Source organism: Streptomyces sp. NPDC102270 (assembly GCF_044766405.1).
In the GTDB taxonomy this organism is placed as follows: Bacteria; Actinomycetota; Actinomycetes; order Streptomycetales; family Streptomycetaceae; genus Streptomyces.
This window is the reverse complement of sequence record NZ_JBIWLX010000005.1, coordinates 492,446-511,208: the sequence shown is the minus strand read 5'-3', so window position 1 is coordinate 511,208 and position 18,763 is coordinate 492,446. Positions and strand designations below refer to the sequence as shown.

General features: G+C 72.4%; 10 protein-coding genes. 5 read left to right on the top strand and 5 right to left on the bottom strand.

What is annotated here, in order from left to right:
• Positions 1–406: 406 nt before the first annotated feature.
• Positions 407–955, bottom strand: coding sequence for a MarR family winged helix-turn-helix transcriptional regulator (locus ACIRP7_RS12665; RefSeq protein ID WP_403657098.1), 549 nt, complete (start codon positions 953–955; stop codon positions 407–409).
• A gap of 134 nt (positions 956–1,089) precedes the next feature.
• Between ACIRP7_RS12665 and ACIRP7_RS12660 the strand changes: the two genes are divergently transcribed.
• Positions 1,090–2,346, top strand: a complete 1,257-nt coding sequence (locus ACIRP7_RS12660) for an MFS transporter (protein ID WP_403657095.1) — start codon at positions 1,090–1,092, stop codon at positions 2,344–2,346.
• Positions 2,347–2,357: 11 nt separating this feature from the next.
• On the opposite strand, the gene ACIRP7_RS12655 is transcribed toward ACIRP7_RS12660, so the two are convergent.
• Both ACIRP7_RS12655 and ACIRP7_RS12650 read right to left on the bottom strand, forming a co-directional pair.
• Entirely contained in the window at positions 2,358–4,001 is a 1,644-nt protein-coding gene (locus ACIRP7_RS12655) for a SpoIIE family protein phosphatase (protein ID WP_403657092.1), read from the bottom strand.
• A gap of 221 nt (positions 4,002–4,222) precedes the next feature.
• Positions 4,223–5,602: an NAD(P)/FAD-dependent oxidoreductase gene (locus ACIRP7_RS12650; RefSeq protein WP_403657089.1), complete on the bottom strand. Its 1,380-nt coding sequence runs from the start codon at positions 5,600–5,602 to the stop codon at positions 4,223–4,225.
• Between the two features lie 374 nt (positions 5,603–5,976).
• Here ACIRP7_RS12650 and ACIRP7_RS12645 point away from each other — a divergent pair, with 374 nt between their 5' ends.
• Together ACIRP7_RS12645 and ACIRP7_RS12640 are read left to right on the top strand one after the other, a co-directional pair.
• Positions 5,977–6,759 carry a TetR/AcrR family transcriptional regulator gene (locus ACIRP7_RS12645; RefSeq protein ID WP_403657086.1) on the top strand — a complete coding sequence of 261 codons (783 nt, stop codon included), beginning with the start codon at positions 5,977–5,979 and terminating at the stop codon, positions 6,757–6,759.
• A 257-nt stretch (positions 6,760–7,016) separates the two neighbouring features.
• Positions 7,017–8,969, top strand: coding sequence for a sigma-70 family RNA polymerase sigma factor (locus tag ACIRP7_RS12640; RefSeq protein ID WP_403657083.1), 1,953 nt, complete (start codon positions 7,017–7,019; stop codon positions 8,967–8,969).
• On the opposite strand, the gene ACIRP7_RS12635 is transcribed toward ACIRP7_RS12640, so the two are convergent.
• Together ACIRP7_RS12635 and ACIRP7_RS12630 are read right to left on the bottom strand one after the other, a co-directional pair.
• A complete protein-coding gene (locus tag ACIRP7_RS12635; protein ID WP_403657080.1) occupies positions 8,956–12,234 on the bottom strand; it encodes a BTAD domain-containing putative transcriptional regulator in 3,279 nt (1,092 codons plus the stop codon). The genes ACIRP7_RS12640 and ACIRP7_RS12635 overlap by 14 nt on opposite strands.
• A 539-nt stretch (positions 12,235–12,773) precedes the next feature.
• Positions 12,774–14,861, bottom strand: coding sequence for an asparagine synthase-related protein (locus ACIRP7_RS12630; protein WP_403657077.1), 2,088 nt, complete (start codon positions 14,859–14,861; stop codon positions 12,774–12,776).
• 681 nt (positions 14,862–15,542) lie between these two features.
• Between ACIRP7_RS12630 and ACIRP7_RS12625 the strand changes: the two genes are divergently transcribed.
• Positions 15,543–16,967, top strand: coding sequence for an MFS transporter (locus ACIRP7_RS12625; RefSeq protein ID WP_403657073.1), 1,425 nt, complete (start codon positions 15,543–15,545; stop codon positions 16,965–16,967).
• A gap of 52 nt (positions 16,968–17,019) precedes the next feature.
• Positions 17,020–18,261, top strand: a complete 1,242-nt coding sequence (gene lhgO / locus ACIRP7_RS12620) for an L-2-hydroxyglutarate oxidase (RefSeq protein ID WP_403657070.1) — start codon at positions 17,020–17,022, stop codon at positions 18,259–18,261.
• Positions 18,262–18,763 lie beyond the last annotated feature (502 nt).

The following is an 18,763-nucleotide window of genomic DNA, read 5'->3' as shown; positions in this document are numbered from 1 at the left end:
TTCCCTTCGGTCTTGCGTTTCCGACTCTATCAGACCGTTTCCGGTTCCGATTTCCTCGGTGCTTTCCAGGTTCCCGCTCTCGCGTTTCCCTTTCCAGCGGTTCCGACTCTATCAGATCCTTTCGGGCCTGATTCCCAGTCAGGGGGCTTGTCTTCCCGGCTGTTGGGCCGTTCCGACGTCTCAAACCTTAGCGGACTCTCGCTGCGGTCCCAAATCGAGGAGCCGCACCCAAATCGAATTGAATTCGGGTACACCGAATTCATCCCGGCTGGGAGATCGTTCTGATGGTTTGAGTGGCCGCTCTCGCGGCGGAGGTGCTACCGCAGAACCGTTACAGCCCCGCGGCAACCCGAAGAACTCTACGGATCCTCCAAGGGGCTGTCAAGCACCCTCTGTCAAGATCTTTTCAGTCGAGGTCGCTGAGTCGCCCGCCGGCGTCCGGCTGTGCGTGCTCCACCCTACGCAGGAGCCGGGTGAGAACGTCCCCGAGGGTGTTGCGTTCCTCCGCGGACAGGTCCTGGAGCAGGTCCTCCTCGAAGACGGTGGCGAGGCGCATCGCCTCCAGCCACTTCTCGCGGCCCTCGGCGGTCAGCTCCACGATCACCCGCACGCGGTTGGACTCGTCCCGCTCCCGGGTCACCAGCCCCTCGGCGAGCATGCGGTCGATCCGGTGGGTCATCGCCGCCGGCGTGAGGCCGAGGCGCTTGGCGAGGTCGCTGGGGCCCAACTGATAGGGGGAGCCGGAGAGCACGAGCGCCTTGAGGACCTCCCACTCGGCGTTGCTGATGCCGAGGGCAGCGGTCTGACGGCCGTAGGCGACGTTCATCCGGCGGTTCAGCCGGGAGAGCGCCGAGACGATCTGCTCGACCTGGGGGTCGAGATCCTTGAACTCGCGCTGGTAGGCGGCGATCTGCTCTTCGAGCGTCGGCTCGGGGGCGCCGGGAGTCTCGGCCATGGCCGAAGTATGGCACGCAGCTGCTTTGCCTCGAAGTCCTTCAGTATGTACTATTCAACTTCGAACTTTAGCTTTGAAGTCTTCACTCCTAACTAGTGAGAGAGGTGAACGTGACCAGGGCGAGGGGCGCAGCGATGCGTCGGATCCACGTGGGCAACGCACTCAGCGCGTTCGGGCTCGGTTTCACCGTCCCCTACCTGTACGTCTACGTGGCGCAGGTGCGGGGCCTTGGAGCCATGACAGCGGGGCTGGTCCTCGCTGTCTTCGCCGTGGCGGCGTTGATCGTGCTGCCGTTCGCCGGACGGGCCATCGTCGGACGGGGCCCGCTGCCGGTGCTGCTCACCGCTCTGGTCACGGCCGCGGTCGGATCGCTGAGCCTCGGGCTCGCGGCCCACGCGTCCACCGTGCTGCTGTCGGCGGCCGCGCTCGGGGCGGGCCAGGCCGTGATGCAGCCCGCGCTGGCGACGATGATCGTGGACTGCTCCACCTCGGAGACGCGGTCCCGGGCCTTCGCGACGCAGTTCTTCCTGCAGAACCTCGGGCTCGGCGTCGGAGGTCTCATCGGCGGGCACCTCGTCGACACCTCGAGCGCAGCGTCTTTCACTGTGCTGTTCGCGATCGAGGCGGCGATGTTCCTGCTGCTGGTGGTCGTGATGGCGACGCTGCGGCTGCCGCACGCGCCGCGCATGGAGGCCGCGCCCACCCGGTCCGCCAAGGGCAGCTGGAAGCAGTTGCTCGGCAACCGGGCCATGGTGCAGCTGTGCGTGCTGGGCTTCGTGCTGTTCTTCGCCTGCTACGGACAGTTCGAGTCGGGCCTGAGCGCCTACGGCGTCGAGGCGGCCGGCATCTCCACCTCCGCGCTGGGCACTGCCCTGGCCGCCAACACCGCGATGATCGTGGTCGCGCAGTTCGCCGTGCTGAGGTTCGTAGAGCGGCGGCGGCGGTCCCGGGTGATCGCCCTGGTCGGACTCATCTGGGCCGTGGCATGGGTCACCGCCGGCTACGCCGGGCTCGGACACGGCAGCCCGGAGATGGCCACGGCCGCCTTCGTCTCGACGTACGCCCTGTTCGGACTGGGCGAGGCGATGCTGTCGCCGACGGTGGCGCCGCTGGTCGCCGATCTGGCGCCGGAGGGGATGGCGGGCCAGTACAACTCCGCCTTCGCCCTGGTGAAACAGCTCGCCCTGGCCGTCGGTCCGGCGGTCGGCGGCCCGATGGGAGCCTCGCTGCACACGCCGTACATCGTGACGTTCCTGCTGTTCTCGCTGGGCATCACGTACCTGGCCGTTCGACTGGGCAGGCAGCTGACCCCCGTACAGAACCAGCCGTCACTGAGCGGGAGCCGGGTGGTGGCCCAGGGTGGGAAGCGGCCGGAGTCCATCAGCGCCTGACCTGCACGGCGCTAGCCCTTCGGCAACACGAACTCGCACCACACCGCCTTCCCGCCCCCCGGCGTCCGCCGGGACCCCCAGTTCGACGCGATGGTCGCCACGATGGCGATGCCGCGGCCGGACTCGTCACCGGGTTCCGCGCGTCGGCGCCGGGGCAGGTGGTCGTCCCCGTCCGTGACCTCGACGATCAGTCGCCGGTCGGTGCGGCGCAGTCGTAGCCGCATGGGCGGAATCCCGTGCTGGAGCGAGTTGGCGACCAGTTCGCTCACGGCCAGCACACCCAGGTCGTGCAGCTCGACCGGGAACCGCCAGCTCGTCAGCACGCCGGAGGCGAACGCACGCGCGCGTGGAGCCGCCTCGACGCCGCCCAGCAGTTCCAGCGCGGCGTTGCGGAAGAGATCGCCGTCGGGGCCCGTGTGGGCCGGGTGCTGGAGGACCATGACGGCCACGTCGTCGTCGTGTTCCGCGGTGACGCCGGCCGAGCGGACCAGGCGGTCGCAGATCACCTGGGGGGTGCCGGTGGCGCCGGCCAGGGCGCGTTCCAGGGCCGCGATGCCCTCGTCGAGGTCTTCGTTGCGGCGTTCGACCAGGCCGTCCGTGTACAGGACGGCCGTGGAACCGGGGCCGAGCGGGATGGAGCCCGAGGCGTGCATCCAGCCGCCGGTGCCGAGCGGCGGGCCGGTGGGTTCGTCGGCGCGCAGGACGACGCCGCTCTCGTCGCGGACCAGGATGGGCAGGTGGCCGGCCGAGGCGTAGACCAGCTTGCCCTCGTTCGGGTCGTGGATGGCGTAGACGCAGGTGGCGATCTGGTTGGCGTCGATCTCCATGGCGAGGCCGTCCAGGAGCTGGAGGATCTCGTGCGGCGGGAGGTCCAGGCGGGCGTAGGCCCTGACCGCCGTGCGGAGTTGGCCCATGACCGCTGCCGCGCGCACCCCGCGGCCCATGACGTCGCCGATGACCAGGGCCGTGCGGCCTCCGCCGAGGGTGATGACGTCGTACCAGTCGCCGCCGACCGCGGCCTCCGTGCCGCCGGGGTGGTAGGTGGCGGCGACGCGCAGGTCGTCGGGTTCTTCGAGCTCCTGGGGGAGCAGGCTGCGCTGGAGGGTGACGGCGGTCTCGCGCTGGCGGCGCTCGCTGGCTCTGAGGCGCTCTGCGGCCTCGGCATGGTCGGTGACGTCGGTCGCGAAAACGAGCACACCACCGCCACCGCCGGCGCTGTTTCCTTCCGTCACCGGGGTGCAGGTGAAGGTGTAGGAGCGGCCGTCGGGGGCCTTGCGGGACTTGACCGTGCGCGGCTTGCCACTGCGCAGGACCTGGTCGAGGAGGGGAAGGAGGCCGAGCTCGTGGAGCTCCGGGAGGGCTTCGCGGGCCGGTTCGCCGATGCGGCGCAGGCCGAAGGCGATCACATAGGCGTCGTTGACGTAGGCGAGGCGGTGGTCGGGGCCGTGGACCAGGGCGACGAGGGCGGGGACACGGTCGAGGACTGCGCGTACGGGCAGTTCGTCGACGGCGGGGGCCGGCACGGTCAGTTGCTCGGCGCGGGCGGCGGGGACGGCGCCCTCGCTCAGGCGGTCATCGGTGACCAGGTCGTCGGTCCGCGCTACGGCGCGGCGCTGCGTTCCGGGGAGGCGGGCGCTCCAGCGCGTGAAGTTCACGAATCCTTGCCTCGTGTCGTCGTCTTCGGCGTCTTCGGGCCGGCGCCGGGCCCGGCCGGGGGGCTGGGGGCGGCAGCCCGAGGGTGCAGCACGGTGGGAAAACCTCTGGGTTCGAGGGGCGGGCGGCTGCCCGTCCGAAGTCGGGCACCAGTCTGGCAGGGTGACCGACCGGGTCGACATCGGTCAGACGCCGGGGCGGTCCATGGAGTTCCTCGGTCCGGTCAGGACGACCCCTTCGGGTCGTTCGTCGGGTCGTGAGGATGCTTTCCACCGGCCGCGAGTTCGAACTCCGCTCGGGGATGTTCGAGTGAACCGAGAGAGACGATCTCCCTCTTGAAGAGTCCCGACAGGGTCCATTCGGCCAGGACCCGGGCCTTGCGGTTGAAGGTGGGGACCCTGCTGAGGTGGTAGACGCGGTGCATGAACCAGGCAGGGTAGCCCTTCAGTTTGCGTCCGTAGACGTACGCGACACCTTTGTGGAGGCCCAGGGAGGCCACCGAGCCGACGTACTTGTGGGAGTACGTCTCCAGGGGCTCGCCCCGCAGCGCGTGCGCGATGTTGTCGCCGAGGACCTTCGCCTGGCGTACGGCGTGCTGGGCGTTGGGGGCCGTTTCCTTGCCCGGCTCCTCGGCGGTGACGTCGGGGACGGCGGCCGCGTCTCCGGCCGCCCACGCGTGCGTGGTGCCCTCCACCGTGAGCTGGGGGGTGCATTTCAGCCGACCTCGCTCGTTGAGCGCGAGGTCGGTGGCGGCGAGGAGCGGGCTGGGTTTCACGCCGGCGGTCCACACGACCGTACGCGTGGGAAAGCGATTGCCGTCGCTGAGGACGGCGACGCGGTCCACGCAGGACTCCAGGCGGGTGTTCAGCCGTACGTCGATGTTGCGGCGGCGCAGTTGGCTGACCGTGTAGCGGCCCATGTCCTCGCCGACCTCGGGAAGGATGCGGTCGGAGGCCTCGACGAGGATCCACTTCATGTCCTCGGGGAGGACGTTGTGGTAGTACCGCGCGGTGTAGCGGGCCATGTCCTCCAGCTCGCCGAGCGCCTCCACGCCCGCGTAGCCGCCGCCGACGAAGACGAAGGTGAGGGCCGCGTCGCGGATCGCGGGGTCGCGGGTGGAGGAGGCGATGTCCATCTGTTCGATGACGTGGTTGCGCAGGCCGATGGCCTCCTCGACCGTCTTGAACCCGATGCCGTGGTCGGCGAGTCCGGGGATCGGCAGCGTGCGCGCGATCGAACCCGGGGCGAGGACGAGTTCGTCGTACGTCAGCTGCTCGCCGCCCGTGTGCTCCTCCTCGGTGGCGAGGGTGGTGACGAAGGCCGTGCGTTTGGCGTGGTCGATCGCGGTGGCCTCGCCGACGAGGACGCGGCAGCGGTCGAGGACGCGGCGCAGCGGTACGACGACGTGGCGTGGGGAGATGTTTCCGGCGGCCGCTTCGGGCAGGAACGGCTGATAGGTCATGTACGGGTCGGGGGCGACGATGGTGATCTCGACTTCGCCCCGGTCGAGTTCCCGTTTCAGCTTGCGCTGCAGACGCAGAGCCGTGTACATCCCGACGTAGCCACCGCCGACAACCAGAATGCGCGCACGTTCCTTCACCATCCCATGACGCACCCGCCGCTTGAGTTTGTCCACAGCCTCGACAATTTGTGTGACCGGAAGTCGTCGGTGCGCCGGGCTGGCCCCATCGCCGGAGAGCGTGGAGTATTCGCAGGTCAATGGGTGTGCGCCGGGCGGGCGGAGGGGGTGCAATCGGGGCGTTTGGCACCCGTACTCCGATCGGGGGGCGCTCCGTGCGGAACCTGCCCCTTCTGAATTGACCCCCACTCAACTATGTTCGTGTGTCGACGGGGTGTAGGGGGATGCGCTCCGGGTCCGCGACGGGCGGACCCGCGAAACGGGCTTGTTCCACACGCTCCGGCTTTCGATGACGGGGAGAGTCTCCGGGGGGAGACGTCATTACCGGGGGATTATTTATGCACATTCAGGACTCTCATTGGTCCACCGCGTCCGCCATCGCACCCGGTGGCGGGGCGATGGGCGGCGCGATGGGTTCGGCGATGAGCGCGGCGGGCAACGGACGGGATGGATCGCGTTCGGCCCCGCTGCGCGTGGACGCACAGCGCAACCTGGAACACGTACTGCGCGCGGCGCGCGAGGTCTTCGGCGAGCTGGGTTACGGCGCGCCGATGGAGGACGTGGCGCGGCGCGCCCGGGTTGGTGTCGGCACGGTGTACCGGCGCTTCCCGAGCAAGGACGTCCTGGTCCGGCGGATAGCCGAGGAGGAGACCTCCCGGCTGACCGACCAGGCACGGGCGGCGCTCGGTCAGGAGGACGAGCCGTGGTCGGCGCTGTCGCGCTTCCTGCGCACGTCGGTCGCGTCCGGTGCCGGGCGGCTGCTGCCGCCGCAGGTGCTGCGCGTCGGGGTCGCCGACGAGGTGTCCGACGGCTACGACGGGACGCGGGTGCCGCAGCAGCGGACGACGCCGGGCTCCGGCGAGCTGCGGCTGGTCTCGGAGGAGGCCCCGCTGATCGCCGCCGACGACGATGCCGGGGCGGCGGCGCTGCTGGAGGTCGTGGGCCAGCTCGTGGACCGGGCGCGGGCGGCCGGTGCGCTGCGCACCGACGTGTCGGTGTCGGACGTCCTGCTGGTGATCGCTACCGCGGCGCCCTCGCTGCCGGACGCGGCGCAGCAGGCGGCAGCCTCGGCGCGGTTGCTGGACATCCTGCTGGAGGGGCTGCGGTCCCGACCGGTGTAACTCGAACGGGTGACAGCGGGGTGCGGTCGGCTGCCGTCCGCACCCCGTACCGTTCCGGCGTTTTCCGAGTGCGTGAACCAACTCCCGCACCGGCGGCGACAGTTGAGTCTTCCCCATATCGGTGATGCTCAGTACTGCCGTGCGGGAAGTCCCCACGGATGAGTGGATGCGCCGCACGCAGGGCACTGACCAAAAGCCAATATGGCACTCTGACCCGGTGTTGGGACTGGTTGGGCCGGCGGCAGGGGCATTCCGCGATGAGCGTTGACGGGCGGAACGAACCCCTCGGTGAGGGCGACGGGGAAGCCGGAGGCACCCCGCAGGTGCCGGGCCAGGGCGGCCGCGCGGGCATCCCGCAGGGCGGCATCCCGGCCCAGGGCGGCGAACCCGTCGAGGGCACCGTCCCCGCGCAGCGCGACCGGCGCGAGCACGGCGGTGCCCTGCCGCCGCCCCCGCAGATGCCACCGTCCGACGCCGGCCTCATCGAGCGGCTGCGCGCCGGCGACGACACGGCCTACGAGGCGCTCTACCGGCGCCACGCGGACGCGGTGCGCCGCTACGCCCGCACCTGCTGCCGCGACGGCCACACCGCGGACGACCTCACGGCCGAGGTCTTCGCCCGCGTCCTCCAGGCCGTACGCCGCGGCCACGGTCCCGAGCACGCCGTACGCGCCTATCTGCTCACCAGCGTCCGCCGCGTCGCCGCCGACTGGACGAAGTCGGCGAAGCGGGAACAGCTCGTCGACGACTTCGCGGTGTTCGCCGCCCAGGCCGCGCGCACCTCAAAGGTCTCCGACGACGACACCGTGGACCTCGGCGCCGACGTACACGCGATGCGCGTGGCCGAGCAGTCCATGGCCATGCACGCCTTTCGGTCGCTGCCCGAGCGCTGGCAGGCCGTGCTGTGGCACACCGAGGTCGAGGACGAGTCGCCGAGCGAGGTCGCCACCCTCTTCGGGCTCGACGCCAACGGCACGCGCGTGCTGGCCAGCCGGGCCCGCGAGGGCCTGAAGCAGGCCTACCTCCAGGCCCACGTCAGCGCGAGCCTCGCCGGCGACGAGGAGTGCGCCCGCTACGCCGACCGGCTCGGCGCCTACGCCCGCGGCGGGCTGCGCACCCGTGCCGAACGGGGTCTGCGCAAGCACCTGGAGGAGTGCGCCAAGTGCCGGCTGGCCGCGGGCCAGATCAAGGAAGTCGCCGGTGGCATCCCCGCCGTCGTACCGATCGCGGTCATCGGCTGGTTCGGGGCCGCGGGATACGCCAAGGCCGCGGGGCTCATCGCGGGCGGCGCCGGGGCCGGAGCGGCCGGTGTCGCGGGAGCGGCCGCCGCGGCGAGCGGGGGCTCCTCGGGCGGGGCGGGCGCAGGCGGCACCGCGGCCTCGGAGGGGCTCGGCGCACCGGTGAAGTCCGGCATCGCGGCCGGTGTGGTCGCCGTGGCCGCCGCCGCGGTGGCGCTCGCGCTGATCGGCGACGACAGCCCGGCCAGGAAGCCGGACGCCAAGCCGCCGGCATCGGCACCGGTGGTCGAACCGGCCGACCCCTCGCCCAGGCCTTCCCCGAACAGGCCGGACCCCCCGGTGGTCCCGGTCGCGGCGGTCGCAGCGTCGCCGACACCGCCACCGACCTCGACACCCACAGCGACCGCCACGCCCACACCGCCCGCGAAGGGCACCCCGGCTCCTACGCCGACCCCCACCCCGAAACCGACACCGCCCCCGAAGCCCACCCCCACTCCCACCCCCACACCGCCGCAGACTCCCCCGGCCCCGGCCCCGCCAGCCGTCTACCAGTGGAGCGAGCTGGCCTACGACGTCTCGGGCGACGGCAGCGAGCCCGAGATGCGGATCGGCGAGAGCAGCTGGGTGTGGCAGCGCTACGGCGTCTCGATCGCCGACCGGACGTACGCCCAGGGCGTGACCGTGCACGGCCGCTCCTCCGTCACGATCGACCTCAACCGCGCCTGCTCCTCCTACGACGCGATGGCCGGCGTCGACGACATGACGCTGGGCCTCGGCAAGGTCTCCTTCTCCGTGTACGCCAACGGGGTCCGGCTGTGGAGGTCCGGGCCGGTCGAGGGCGGTGACCCGGCCGTGCCCGTCCATGTGAACCTCGCCGGGCACAGGACCGTACGACTGGTGGTCGAGCCGCACAGCCCCTTCGACGACCTGATGCTCGCGGACTGGGCGGAGTCGAAGTTCAGGTGTTCATGAGGCGCCGCGCCCGCGCCACCTCGTCGAGCTCGGCGAGGGCCTCGTCCGGGGTGAGAGCCGTGCCCCGGGCGTGTTCCGCCGCGTAGCGCACGGGGCCGAGGCCGGTACGGGCGTCGGCCTGGGCGCGCTCGACCTCCACGCACTCGGGGTGGGGGCGCGGGTAGCCGCCGCGCCACCGCTCGGCGGCGGCGATCAGCCGGACCGCGCGCGAGAGGTCGCCGAGGTCGCAGAGCAGGGCCGCCGCGCCGTCCACGAGTGTCGCCACGACCATGTCGGAACACCGCTTCTCGATCGCCTCCCGGACGGTGTCCGCCACCAGGGGCAGGCCATGGTCCGGGCCCGACTCGGCGGCCGTCACCCTCGCGGCGATCGACTTCACCATTACCGCGAACTGGGGCGGCGAGGGTGACTGGCCGACCTGCTCGCGCACCGCGTCGACCAACTCACGCGCGCGGGCGGTGTCCTTGTCCTCCAGGGCGATGTGAGCCCGCATCATCCTGACGAACGCCCGGGTCTCCGGGACGCCGTACAGGTCGCCGGCGGCGCTCGCCTCGTCGAGGGTGGTCAGCGCCGTGGCGCGGTCGCCCATGCGGTAGGCGACCTCGGCGAGCCGGGCGAGGAGGAACGGCGTCTCGGCGTAGGCCCCCACCTCGTGGGCGAGGCGCAGTGACTCCTCGTACTCCTCCTTGGCCTCGGCCGGGCGACCGCGGGCCATGGCCGCCTCGCCGGCCGCACTGCAGACCTGGGCGCGAAGCCAGCGGTCGCCCACGCCGCGGCTCAGTACCCGGAGTTCCGCCAGGTCGTCGTCCACACCGGCCATGCCACCCGGGGAGTCGACCACCAGGTGGGTGCGGAACATCAGGGCGACGGCGACGGCCCAGTCGTCGCCGTGGGTCCGGCAGTGGGCGACGGAGGTGGCCATCAGGGGGCGGATGTCCACCGGGTCCTTCAGCATGAGACCGATCATGGGCCAGACGATGCCGGGGACGCGGGCGGCGTCGGGGCCGCCCTGAGCGAAGTGGTTCTGGACGAGTTCCACATAGCGGTGGAGGCGGGGGTCCAGGTCGCCGTCCATGGGCTCTGTCTCGGACTTGAGGAAGAGATGAAGCATGCGCAGGTTCATGCGCAGGCGGTGTGCCGGGTGGTGCGTCTCGGTGTCCGCGGTGGCGAGATAGGCGTCGACCGGGTCCTCGGCCTCGCGGTCGGACGTTGTCGGGTGCGGGTCCTTCAGGGCGGCCCCCCGGTCCAGGGCCGTCCCGAGGCGCAGGACGCCTTCCGCCCAGGTCACGCCCTCGCGGCGGTAGTTGCGCAGCCACCAGAACCAGCCCATGCCGAGGGTCAGGGCAGCGGCCTGCGTCTCGTCGCCCGCGCTCAGTGTGCGGTCGAAGGCCGCGCGGATGTTGTCCAACTCGGTCTCCAGGCGGGAGATCCACGGAAGTTGCCCGGCCGAACGCAGCTGTGGTTCGGCCTCCTCGACGAGGGCGCGCACCCATGCGCGGTGCCGGAGCTCGGCGGCGGCGCGCAGCTCGGGGCACTCGGCGGCGCGCTCCACGGCGTACTCGTGGATGGTCTCCAGCATGCGGTAGCGCATGCCGTCCGAGCCGTCGCGCTCGCTCGGGGTGGCCACGATCAGGGACTTGTCCACGAGCGCGCCGAGGAGTTCGGCGGCCGGCCCGGTGCACACCGCCTCCGCTGCCTCCAGCTCCCAGCCGCCCGCGAACACCGACACCTCGCGCAGCAGGGTTCGCTCCGGCTCGTCGAGCAGGTCCCAGGACCAGTCGACGACGGCACGCAGGGTCTGCTGGCGGGGCAGGACGGTACGGCTTCCGGAAGTGAGCAGCCGGAAGCGGTCGTCGAGCCGGTCGGCTATCTGACGAGGGGTCAGCAACCGCAGCCGGGCGGCGGCGAGCTCGATACCGAGGGGCAGCCCGTCGAGACGCCGGCAGATCTCGGCGACGGCCTCCTTGTCGGCGAGCACGGCGTCCGTGTCGGGGCGGACGGCGGCGGCGCGCTCGGCGAAGAGACGGTGGGCCTGGTCGGGCAGGAGGGGCTCGACCGGGCGCACGGACTCGCCCGGCACACCCAGGGGTTCACGGCTGGTGGCGAGAACGGTGAGCCCCGGGCAGCGGGTGAGGAGGGTCTCCGCGAGGTGGGCCGCCGCCTCGATGACATGTTCGCAGTTGTCAAGGATCAGGAGTTGGCTGCGCGGGGCGCAGTACTCGACGAGCAGGGCGAGCGGGTCGTCCTGCGGGGCCGTCAGCTCGGTGGTCATGAGCACGGTCTCGCGCAGACCGAGCGCGCTGACCACAGCGCCGGGCACCGCCTCCGGCCGGTCGAGCGGGGCGAGCTCGACGAGCCACGCCTGCGGGAGCCCGGCGGCGGCTTCCTCGGCGAGACGGGTCTTTCCGGATCCGCCCGGTCCGGTGAGGGTGACGAGGCGAGCCCTGTGCAATTCGGAACGGATGGCGTCGAGCTCGGGTTCCCGGCCCACGAACGAGGTAAGACGCGGACGGATGTTGCCGCTGCGCTCGACGCGGGCGTGGCTGACCGGGGCCGTGAGCAGCTCGCCGTGCAGGCCCCGCAGTCCCGGGCCCGGATCGGTGCCGAGGCCGTCGGCGAGAGCCCGGCGGGCGCGCTCGTAGGCGGCGAGGGCATCGGCGCCCCGGCCGCTGTCGCGCAGGGCGCGGATGAGCAGAACGTGCAGTGGTTCGTCGTACGGATGCGCTCCGGTCAGCTCCTTCAGCTCCGGTACGACGTCCTGGGCCCGGCCGAGCAGCAGATCCGCCTCGATGCGGGCCCGGGTGGCCTCCGTACGCAGGGCCTCGGGGCGGATCGCGGCGGTGCGGTCGGGGAGGTCGGCGAGGGCGTCACCGCGCCACAGGGCCAGGGCCGCGGTGAGTTCCCGGCCGGCCGTGAGCGCGTCGCCGCGTGCCAGGGCCGCGGTTCCTCGCTGTACGAGCTGTTCGAAGACATACAGGTCCACGTCGTCCTCGCCGGCGGCCAGCCGGTACCCGCCGGGGCCGGACACGATCGCGTCCCTGCCGACGGTACGACGCAGCCGTCCGACGAGAGCCTGGAGCGCGGCCGGGGCGTCCTGCGGCGGCTCCTCCCCCCACACCTCGTCGATCAGCGTCTCGACGCTCGCGGCACGGCCGGGGCGCAGGGCGAGGGCGGCGAGCAGGGCACGAAGACGCCGGCCACCGAGGGGTATGACGGTGCCGTCGTCGTCCGTTGCCTGGGTGACCCCCAGAATCCTGTACTGCACCGGTTCATTGTCACCGGGTTCAGGGGGATGGCTGTGCCTTTTTGAACCGGGCGCCTATCGGGGTGCCGGGTCAGGTTCTCGGGCGGCTACCGGCCGGTGGGGGCTGGTCGCGCAGTTCCCCGCGGTGCCGCTGCGCTGGGCTTGGGCGGGGCGAGCCTAGGGGGGCGGTCAGGATTTCGGGCGGCTGCGGGCCCGTGGGGGCTGGTCGCGCAGTTCCCCGCGCCCCTAGGGGGTTGCAGTCACCTGCGCCAGGACGGACCGTTCGCCATCTCCCGCACTACGACGGACCGCGCGCCACGATCCGGCCGTTCGCCGCGTACGGCGGGAAGGGGACGGGGTGGGGGGTGTCCGCTACCGCCACCACTCAAGACACGGCATCCGCCGCACCGAGGACGGGCACCCCCACCCCGGCACCGACCCACGACACACCGCACGCGCTACACCCGCCCCCACCGGAGCCGCAGCTGCGCCGCAGGCATCAGGGGCGCGGGGAACTGCGCACAACGCCCGCCCCCACCGAACCCGCGGACAAACACCGCTCAACCGCCGGAGGCACCCGCCCCCAACGCCCCCCGCTGCGGCCGAATCCCCGCCGGTACCGCACGCGCGCGTGCCGGGGTTCCCGTCCAGCACGTCCCCCGGCGGGCCAGCAGCCGGCCCAGCCACAGCTCCAGGGAGACCAGGTCCGCCAGCCCGTCCAACGGCAGCGGCTCGCCCTCCGCCGCCGCCCGCAGGGCCTTGCGGACCACCCGGGCCTCCACCAGCCCCGCCTGCGCCAGCAGCGGCGTGCCGAACAGGGACATCAAGGAGTCCGCCGCCACCCGCAGCCCTGTACGGGTCGCCGCGGCCGAGGAGGCGTGGGACGGGGCACCCCAGCCGGGCGGGAGGTCGGAGACACCGGCGCCCTCCAGGACCGTACGGAGGATCTCCGCACGGGCCCCGGGCCGGACCCGCAGCGCCTCGGGGAGGGCACGGCAGGCACGTACCACCTGGTTGTCCAGGAACGGCGCGTGCAGCCGCTGGGAGCGGATCTCCACCGCCTGCTCCAGGACGCGCAGATCGGACGCGTGACGCGCGAGCGCCGCACGCGCGCGGAAGTCGCCGGGATGCTGCCCCGGACCCACCCCGGAGCGGTGCGTGGCACCCTGCAGGCGAACCGATACTTCAGCGAGCGCCTCACCGGTCAGCCACCGTGCCGCAGGACCCGGTCTGGCCCAGGTGAGCGCGGCGAGAGAGGCCCCCACCGCACCCCCGGGCTCGTCGAAACGCTGGTGCATGAGCCGGTCGGCCAGCATCTCCAGACCGACCCGGTACGGCGTACGGGCCAGTCGCCGCGCGGCGCCGTACACGCGCGCGGGGACGAGCACCGAACCGTCCGCCTTGGTCAGGGCGGCCACCGGCCGGACCAGATGGCGCCGCTTGCGGTCCATCAGCAGGTCCGCGAGGCGCGCCGGGTGCGCGTCGAGCACCTGCCGGGCCCCGTACCCCGTGAAGTGGTCGGCGCTGCCCGCGGCCAGCCGGGCACGGTGCCGCGCGGCCGTCACCAGGCACGGCCCGGGCTCGTCGGTCAGGGGCCCGTCCAGCTCGGCGTACGGAAGCGTCTCCTCGCCGCCGGTCACCACCACGTGGTGCAGCCGGGGGTTCGCCGCGAGCGTCCCCGCCCGTTCCAGCTCGGCCTCCCGCCCGCCCACGGCGAGGTCGTTGAAGGTGACCGCGAGCAGCCGCTCGCCGGCCCCGGTGCCGTGTCCGAGGACGGTCCCCGGCATGCCCGGAAGCCCGGCGGCCAGCAGGGCGAGCGTGCCCGACGCGGGCCCCCCGGACAGGTCGGCCCCGATCCCCGGTACGGGCATCCCGCGCGCGGCACGCCGTTCGGCGGGCCCCATGCCGGGCACCGGGCCGGGGTCGATGTCGGGCACGTGCCGGGGCGCGGACAGCCGGGCCCGCACGGCCTCGACGAGCGCGTCCCGCACCGCGTCGACCGCGCTGTCCGCGTCGGCGGTGGGCGCGGCGACCGCAAGGGAGGCGACCGGCTCGTAGCCGGCGATCTCGCGGGCGCCGTTGCGCAGGATCAGCGCGTGCCCCGGCGGAATACGCCGTACGCCCTCGTAGGGCGTGGAGTCGTGGAGCGCGGCCGGTACGTCGGGGGCGGCGAGCAGCGCGGCCAGGTGCCCGAAGTCGAGGTTGGCCTCGATGAGGTCGGCGAGGGGCAGGGCCGCGGTCGCGTAGGCCGTACCGCCGGCCCAGGGCGTGTGGAACACCGGCCGGGCGCCCGCCAGGTCGCCGCCCACGGTGATCCGGCGGCCCACCTGGACCACCGCCGTGTACGCCCCCGACCAGGCCGTCAGATGCCGAAGTGCCCCTCCGCGCGCGGCGAGCAGTCCGACCCGCAGCTGCTCGTCGGAGGCTCCGCAGGTGCCGAGGACCGCGATCCGGGTCTGCGGGTCGACCGTGAGCACGCGCACCTCGTCGGGGCGCCAGTCGCCGACCGCCCACAGCGGATCCGGGTCACCCCACAGCAGGTGGGAACCCACCGGGTGCACGGTCTCGCCGTCGCTTCCGGTCGCCCCCGCCGCACCGATCTGGGACACGCCCGCGGCGGTGCTGCTCCATCCCACCAACCACCGCATCGACGCCTCCACAGGCTGTGGACAACCAGTGCACCGTTCGAACCGGTCACCATGCTGCCATGAAGGAAGCGTGCCGGAGGGCCGGTGGAGCCGCTTGGGATGCGGGGAACGCGCCCCTGACAACGCCCGCGTACGCCTGCGAACACCCGCACGGGGCAAGGGGGGTGCGACGCGAATGCGCCCCCGATACGCTCCCCGAAAACGCCTAACGCGCCCTCAACTGCCATGGTAGGAGGGCTGACAGCCCGCAGGAACGGGGTCGATTTTCGGCCAAATCGGCGGCACCGACGCAGGCTTGCCCACGCTCCGTACACACCCGCGCGCCGCACGACAGGCGCGCAGCCCGGGAGACGCCACTTCGCCCCCCGGGCCGGTCCGCCGCCCGCGGGGATGTAGGCGGCGGTGTCCCCCAGCCCACTGGATCCAGTACAGCGGGCCGACCCACGCATCATCCATGGAAGCGCTCCCCCGGTGGCCGGAGAAGAGCGCACGCACGGGCGCACGGCCACACAACAGGAGCACGACGCAACTGCGCGTATCGGACCCGCACTTCAGTACGGACCACAATCCCGCCATCCGGAACAATGCCCCTTAACGCTTGGGATGCGGCGAACTACGCTGGGTTTACGAATGCCGCGTGGTTATGCCAGCGCGGCAGCCGTCTGTGTCGAGGGGTGGCGCATGTCCAGGGAGCAACGCGGGCCGAACGAAAAACTCGGCGCCGTTCTCGCCCTCGCGGGAATCAGCAACGCAGGACTCGCGCGTCGCGTCAACGATCTTGGCGCTCAACGCGGGTTGACACTTCGCTACGACAAGACGTCGGTGGCGCGCTGGGTGTCGAAGGGGATGGTTCCGCAGGGTGCGGCGCCGCACCTCATCGCGGCCGCCATCGGCCAGAAGCTCGGCCGACCGGTGCCGCTCCACGAGATCGGCCTGGCGGACGCGGATCCCGCGCCGGAGGTGGGCCTCGCCTTCCCCAGGGACGTCGGACAGGCCGTCAGGTCGGCCACGGAGCTCTACCGCCTGGACCTCGCAGGGCGCCGGTCCGGTGCGGGCGGCATCTGGCAGTCCCTCGCCGGTTCCTTCGCGGTGAGCGCATACGCAACGCCCGCGTCACGATGGCTGATAACCCCGGCCGACAGCTCGGTCGCGCGCGAGGTGAACCCCTCCGAGGGCTCCGGCGCACCGCTCAAAGTCGGCCACAGCGATGTGCAGAAGCTGCGGGAGGCCGCCGAGGACGCCAGGCGCTGGGACTCCAAGTACGGAGGCGGCGACTGGCGTTCGTCCATGGTGCCGGAGTGCTTACGCGTGGAGGCGGCACCGCTGCTGCTCGGCGCGTACTCCGACGAGGTGGGCCGCGCCCTGTTCGGCGCTTCCGCCGAACTCACCCGGCTCGCGGGCTGGATGGCCTTCGACACGGGCCAGCAGGAGGCGGCACAGCGGTATTACATCCAGGCACTGCGGCTGGCACGCGCGGCCGCCGACGTCCCCCTCGGCGGCTATGTGCTGGCGTCGATGTCGTTGCAGGCGACCTACCGGGGCTTCGGCGACGAGGGAGTCGATCTCGCGCAGGCCGCGCTGGAGCGCAACCGGGGGCTGGCGACCGCCCGCACCATGAGCTTCTTCCGGCTCGTCGAGGCGCGGGCACACGCGCGTGCGGGTGACGCCGCCGCGGCCGGAGCGGCGCTGAAGGCGGCTGAGGGGTGGCTGGAGCGGTCCCGGGACGGGGACAACGATCCGTCGTGGCTCGGCTTCTACTCGTACGACCGCTTCGCCGCCGACGCGGCCGAGTGCTACCGCGACCTGAAGGCACCGCGTCAGGTCCGCCGCTTCACGGAGCAGGCGCTGTCGAAGCCGACGGAGGAGTTCGTACGCTCGCACGGGCTGCGGCTCGTCGTCTCCGCGGTCGCCGAGCTCGAGTCGGGCAATCTGGACGCGGCGTGCGAGCAGGGCGTGCGGGCGGTGGAGGTCGCGGGGCGCATCTCCTCGGCCCGTACCACGGAGTACGTGAAGGACCTTCTGCACCGGCTGGAGCCGTACGGGGACGAGCCCCGGGTGGTGGAGCTCAGGGAGCGGGCCCGGCCGCTGCTGATGGCGCCGGCTTGAGCCCCGGACGGCGGCACCGCCCCCCGCGTTTGAAGTGACTGTCAGTGGTGCAGTGCACTATCGGGGGTGGGAGGTGGTGCAGGTGCTGTCCGGGATCGCTTACGACTGTGACGTGCTCGTGATCGGTGGGGGCATTGTCGGATTGTCCACGGCGTATGCGATCACGCGTGGTGCGCCCGGCACTCGGGTCGTCGTGCTGGAGAAGGAGGCGGGGCCCGCTCGGCATCAGACCGGGCGCAACAGCGGGGTGATCCACAGCGGGATCTACTACCGGCCGGGCTCGCTCAAGGCGCGGTACGCGGTGCGGGGCGCCGCCGAGATGGTCAAGTTCTGCGCGGAGTACGGCATCGCTCACGCCGTCACCGGCAAGCTGATCGTCGCGACCGAGCGCAGTGAGCTGCCCCGGCTGCACGGGCTGGTGCAGCGCGGCCGGGAGAACGGCATTCCGGTGCGGGAACTGGGCGGCGCCCAGATCGCGGAGTACGAACCCGAGGTGGTGGGGCTCGCCGCGATACACGTCGGGACGACCGGGGTGTGCGACTTCGTCGGCGTCGCGCGGCAGCTGGCCGAGTCGTCGGGCGCGGAGATCCGGTACGGCGCCGAGGTGCGGCGGATCGACCGGCGCCCGGAGCTCGGGGTCGCCGTACAGACGGTTGCGGGGGACGTCGTACGGGCGCGGGTGCTGGTGAACTGCGCCGGGCTGCACTGTGACGAGATCGCGCGGCTGACCGGGGACGAGCCGGGGATGCGGATCGTGCCGTTCCGGGGGGAGTACTACTCGCTGGCGCGGCCCGAGCTGGTGCGGGGGCTGGTGTATCCGGTGCCGGATCCGGCGTTTCCGTTCCTCGGGGTGCATCTCACGCGCGGGATCGACGGAGGGGTGCACATCGGGCCCAACGCGGTGCCGGCGTTGGCCCGGGAGGGGTACGACTGGGGGACCGTACGGCCCCGGGAGCTCGGCGCGACGCTGGCGTGGCCGGGGTCCTGGCAGATAGCCCGGCGGCACTGGCGCTACGGCACGGGGGAGCTGCGGCGGTCGGTGTCGCGGAGGGCGTTCACCACGGCGGTGCGGCGACTGCTGCCCGCTGTCACGCCGGACGACCTGGTGCCTTCGGCGGCCGGAGTGCGGGCGCAGGCGGTCCTGCGGGACGGGACGCTGGTGGACGACTTCCTGATCCGAGAGGGAGCCCGCGCGGTGCACGTCCTGAACGCACCCTCCCCGGCAGCTACGGCGTCCCTCCCGATCGGCCGCGAGGTGGCCCGCCGGGCGTTGGAAACACTGCGCTCGGCGTAATGCGCAGGTGCCACCACCGGTGGTCCGGGGCCCCGGCAGGCAACGGCTTAGAACACGGCCACCGGGAGGTGCCGCCCAGACACCGAGCACGAGGCCCCGGACGCGGCTGAGCCCGATCCGGCCACCTGGACATGACAGCCCGGACGCCAACCACCACAGGCGGCTGACCTGGACACGCCGAGCCAGAGGCGACCACCCGAACGCCGTCGCCGGCCCCTGACAGCCTGGACGAAGCCACCTGAGACGCCGCCGACCCGGACGCGGCCGGCCTGCACACGGCCACACGTGACAGCTCGGACGGGCCGCCCCGGACGCGACCACGCGACTGGCCTGCACGCCGCCCCAGAGCCGACCACCCCCACCGCCGCCACCCGAAGCTGACAGCCCGGACGCAGCCGGCTTCGACGCGGCCACCCGGACGTGACGGGACGGAGGAGGTGACACCCAGACGCCGGGCACCCACCCGCGCCCCGCCGCACGCGCGGCTGATCTGGACGTGCTC

Coding starts and splice junctions, on each gene's coding strand:
- ACIRP7_RS12665 (WP_403657098.1), bottom strand. CDS start 955: ATGGCCGAGACTCCCGGCGCCCCCGAGCCGACGCTCGAAGAGCAGATC.
- ACIRP7_RS12660 (WP_403657095.1), top strand. CDS start 1,090: ATGCGTCGGATCCACGTGGGCAACGCACTCAGCGCGTTCGGGCTCGGT.
- ACIRP7_RS12650 (WP_403657089.1), bottom strand. CDS start 5,602: ATGGTGAAGGAACGTGCGCGCATTCTGGTTGTCGGCGGTGGCTACGTC.
- ACIRP7_RS12645 (WP_403657086.1), top strand. CDS start 5,977: ATGCACATTCAGGACTCTCATTGGTCCACCGCGTCCGCCATCGCACCC.
- ACIRP7_RS12640 (WP_403657083.1), top strand. CDS start 7,017: ATGAGCGTTGACGGGCGGAACGAACCCCTCGGTGAGGGCGACGGGGAA.
- ACIRP7_RS12630 (WP_403657077.1), bottom strand. CDS start 14,861: ATGCGGTGGTTGGTGGGATGGAGCAGCACCGCCGCGGGCGTGTCCCAG.
- ACIRP7_RS12625 (WP_403657073.1), top strand. CDS start 15,543: ATGTCCAGGGAGCAACGCGGGCCGAACGAAAAACTCGGCGCCGTTCTC.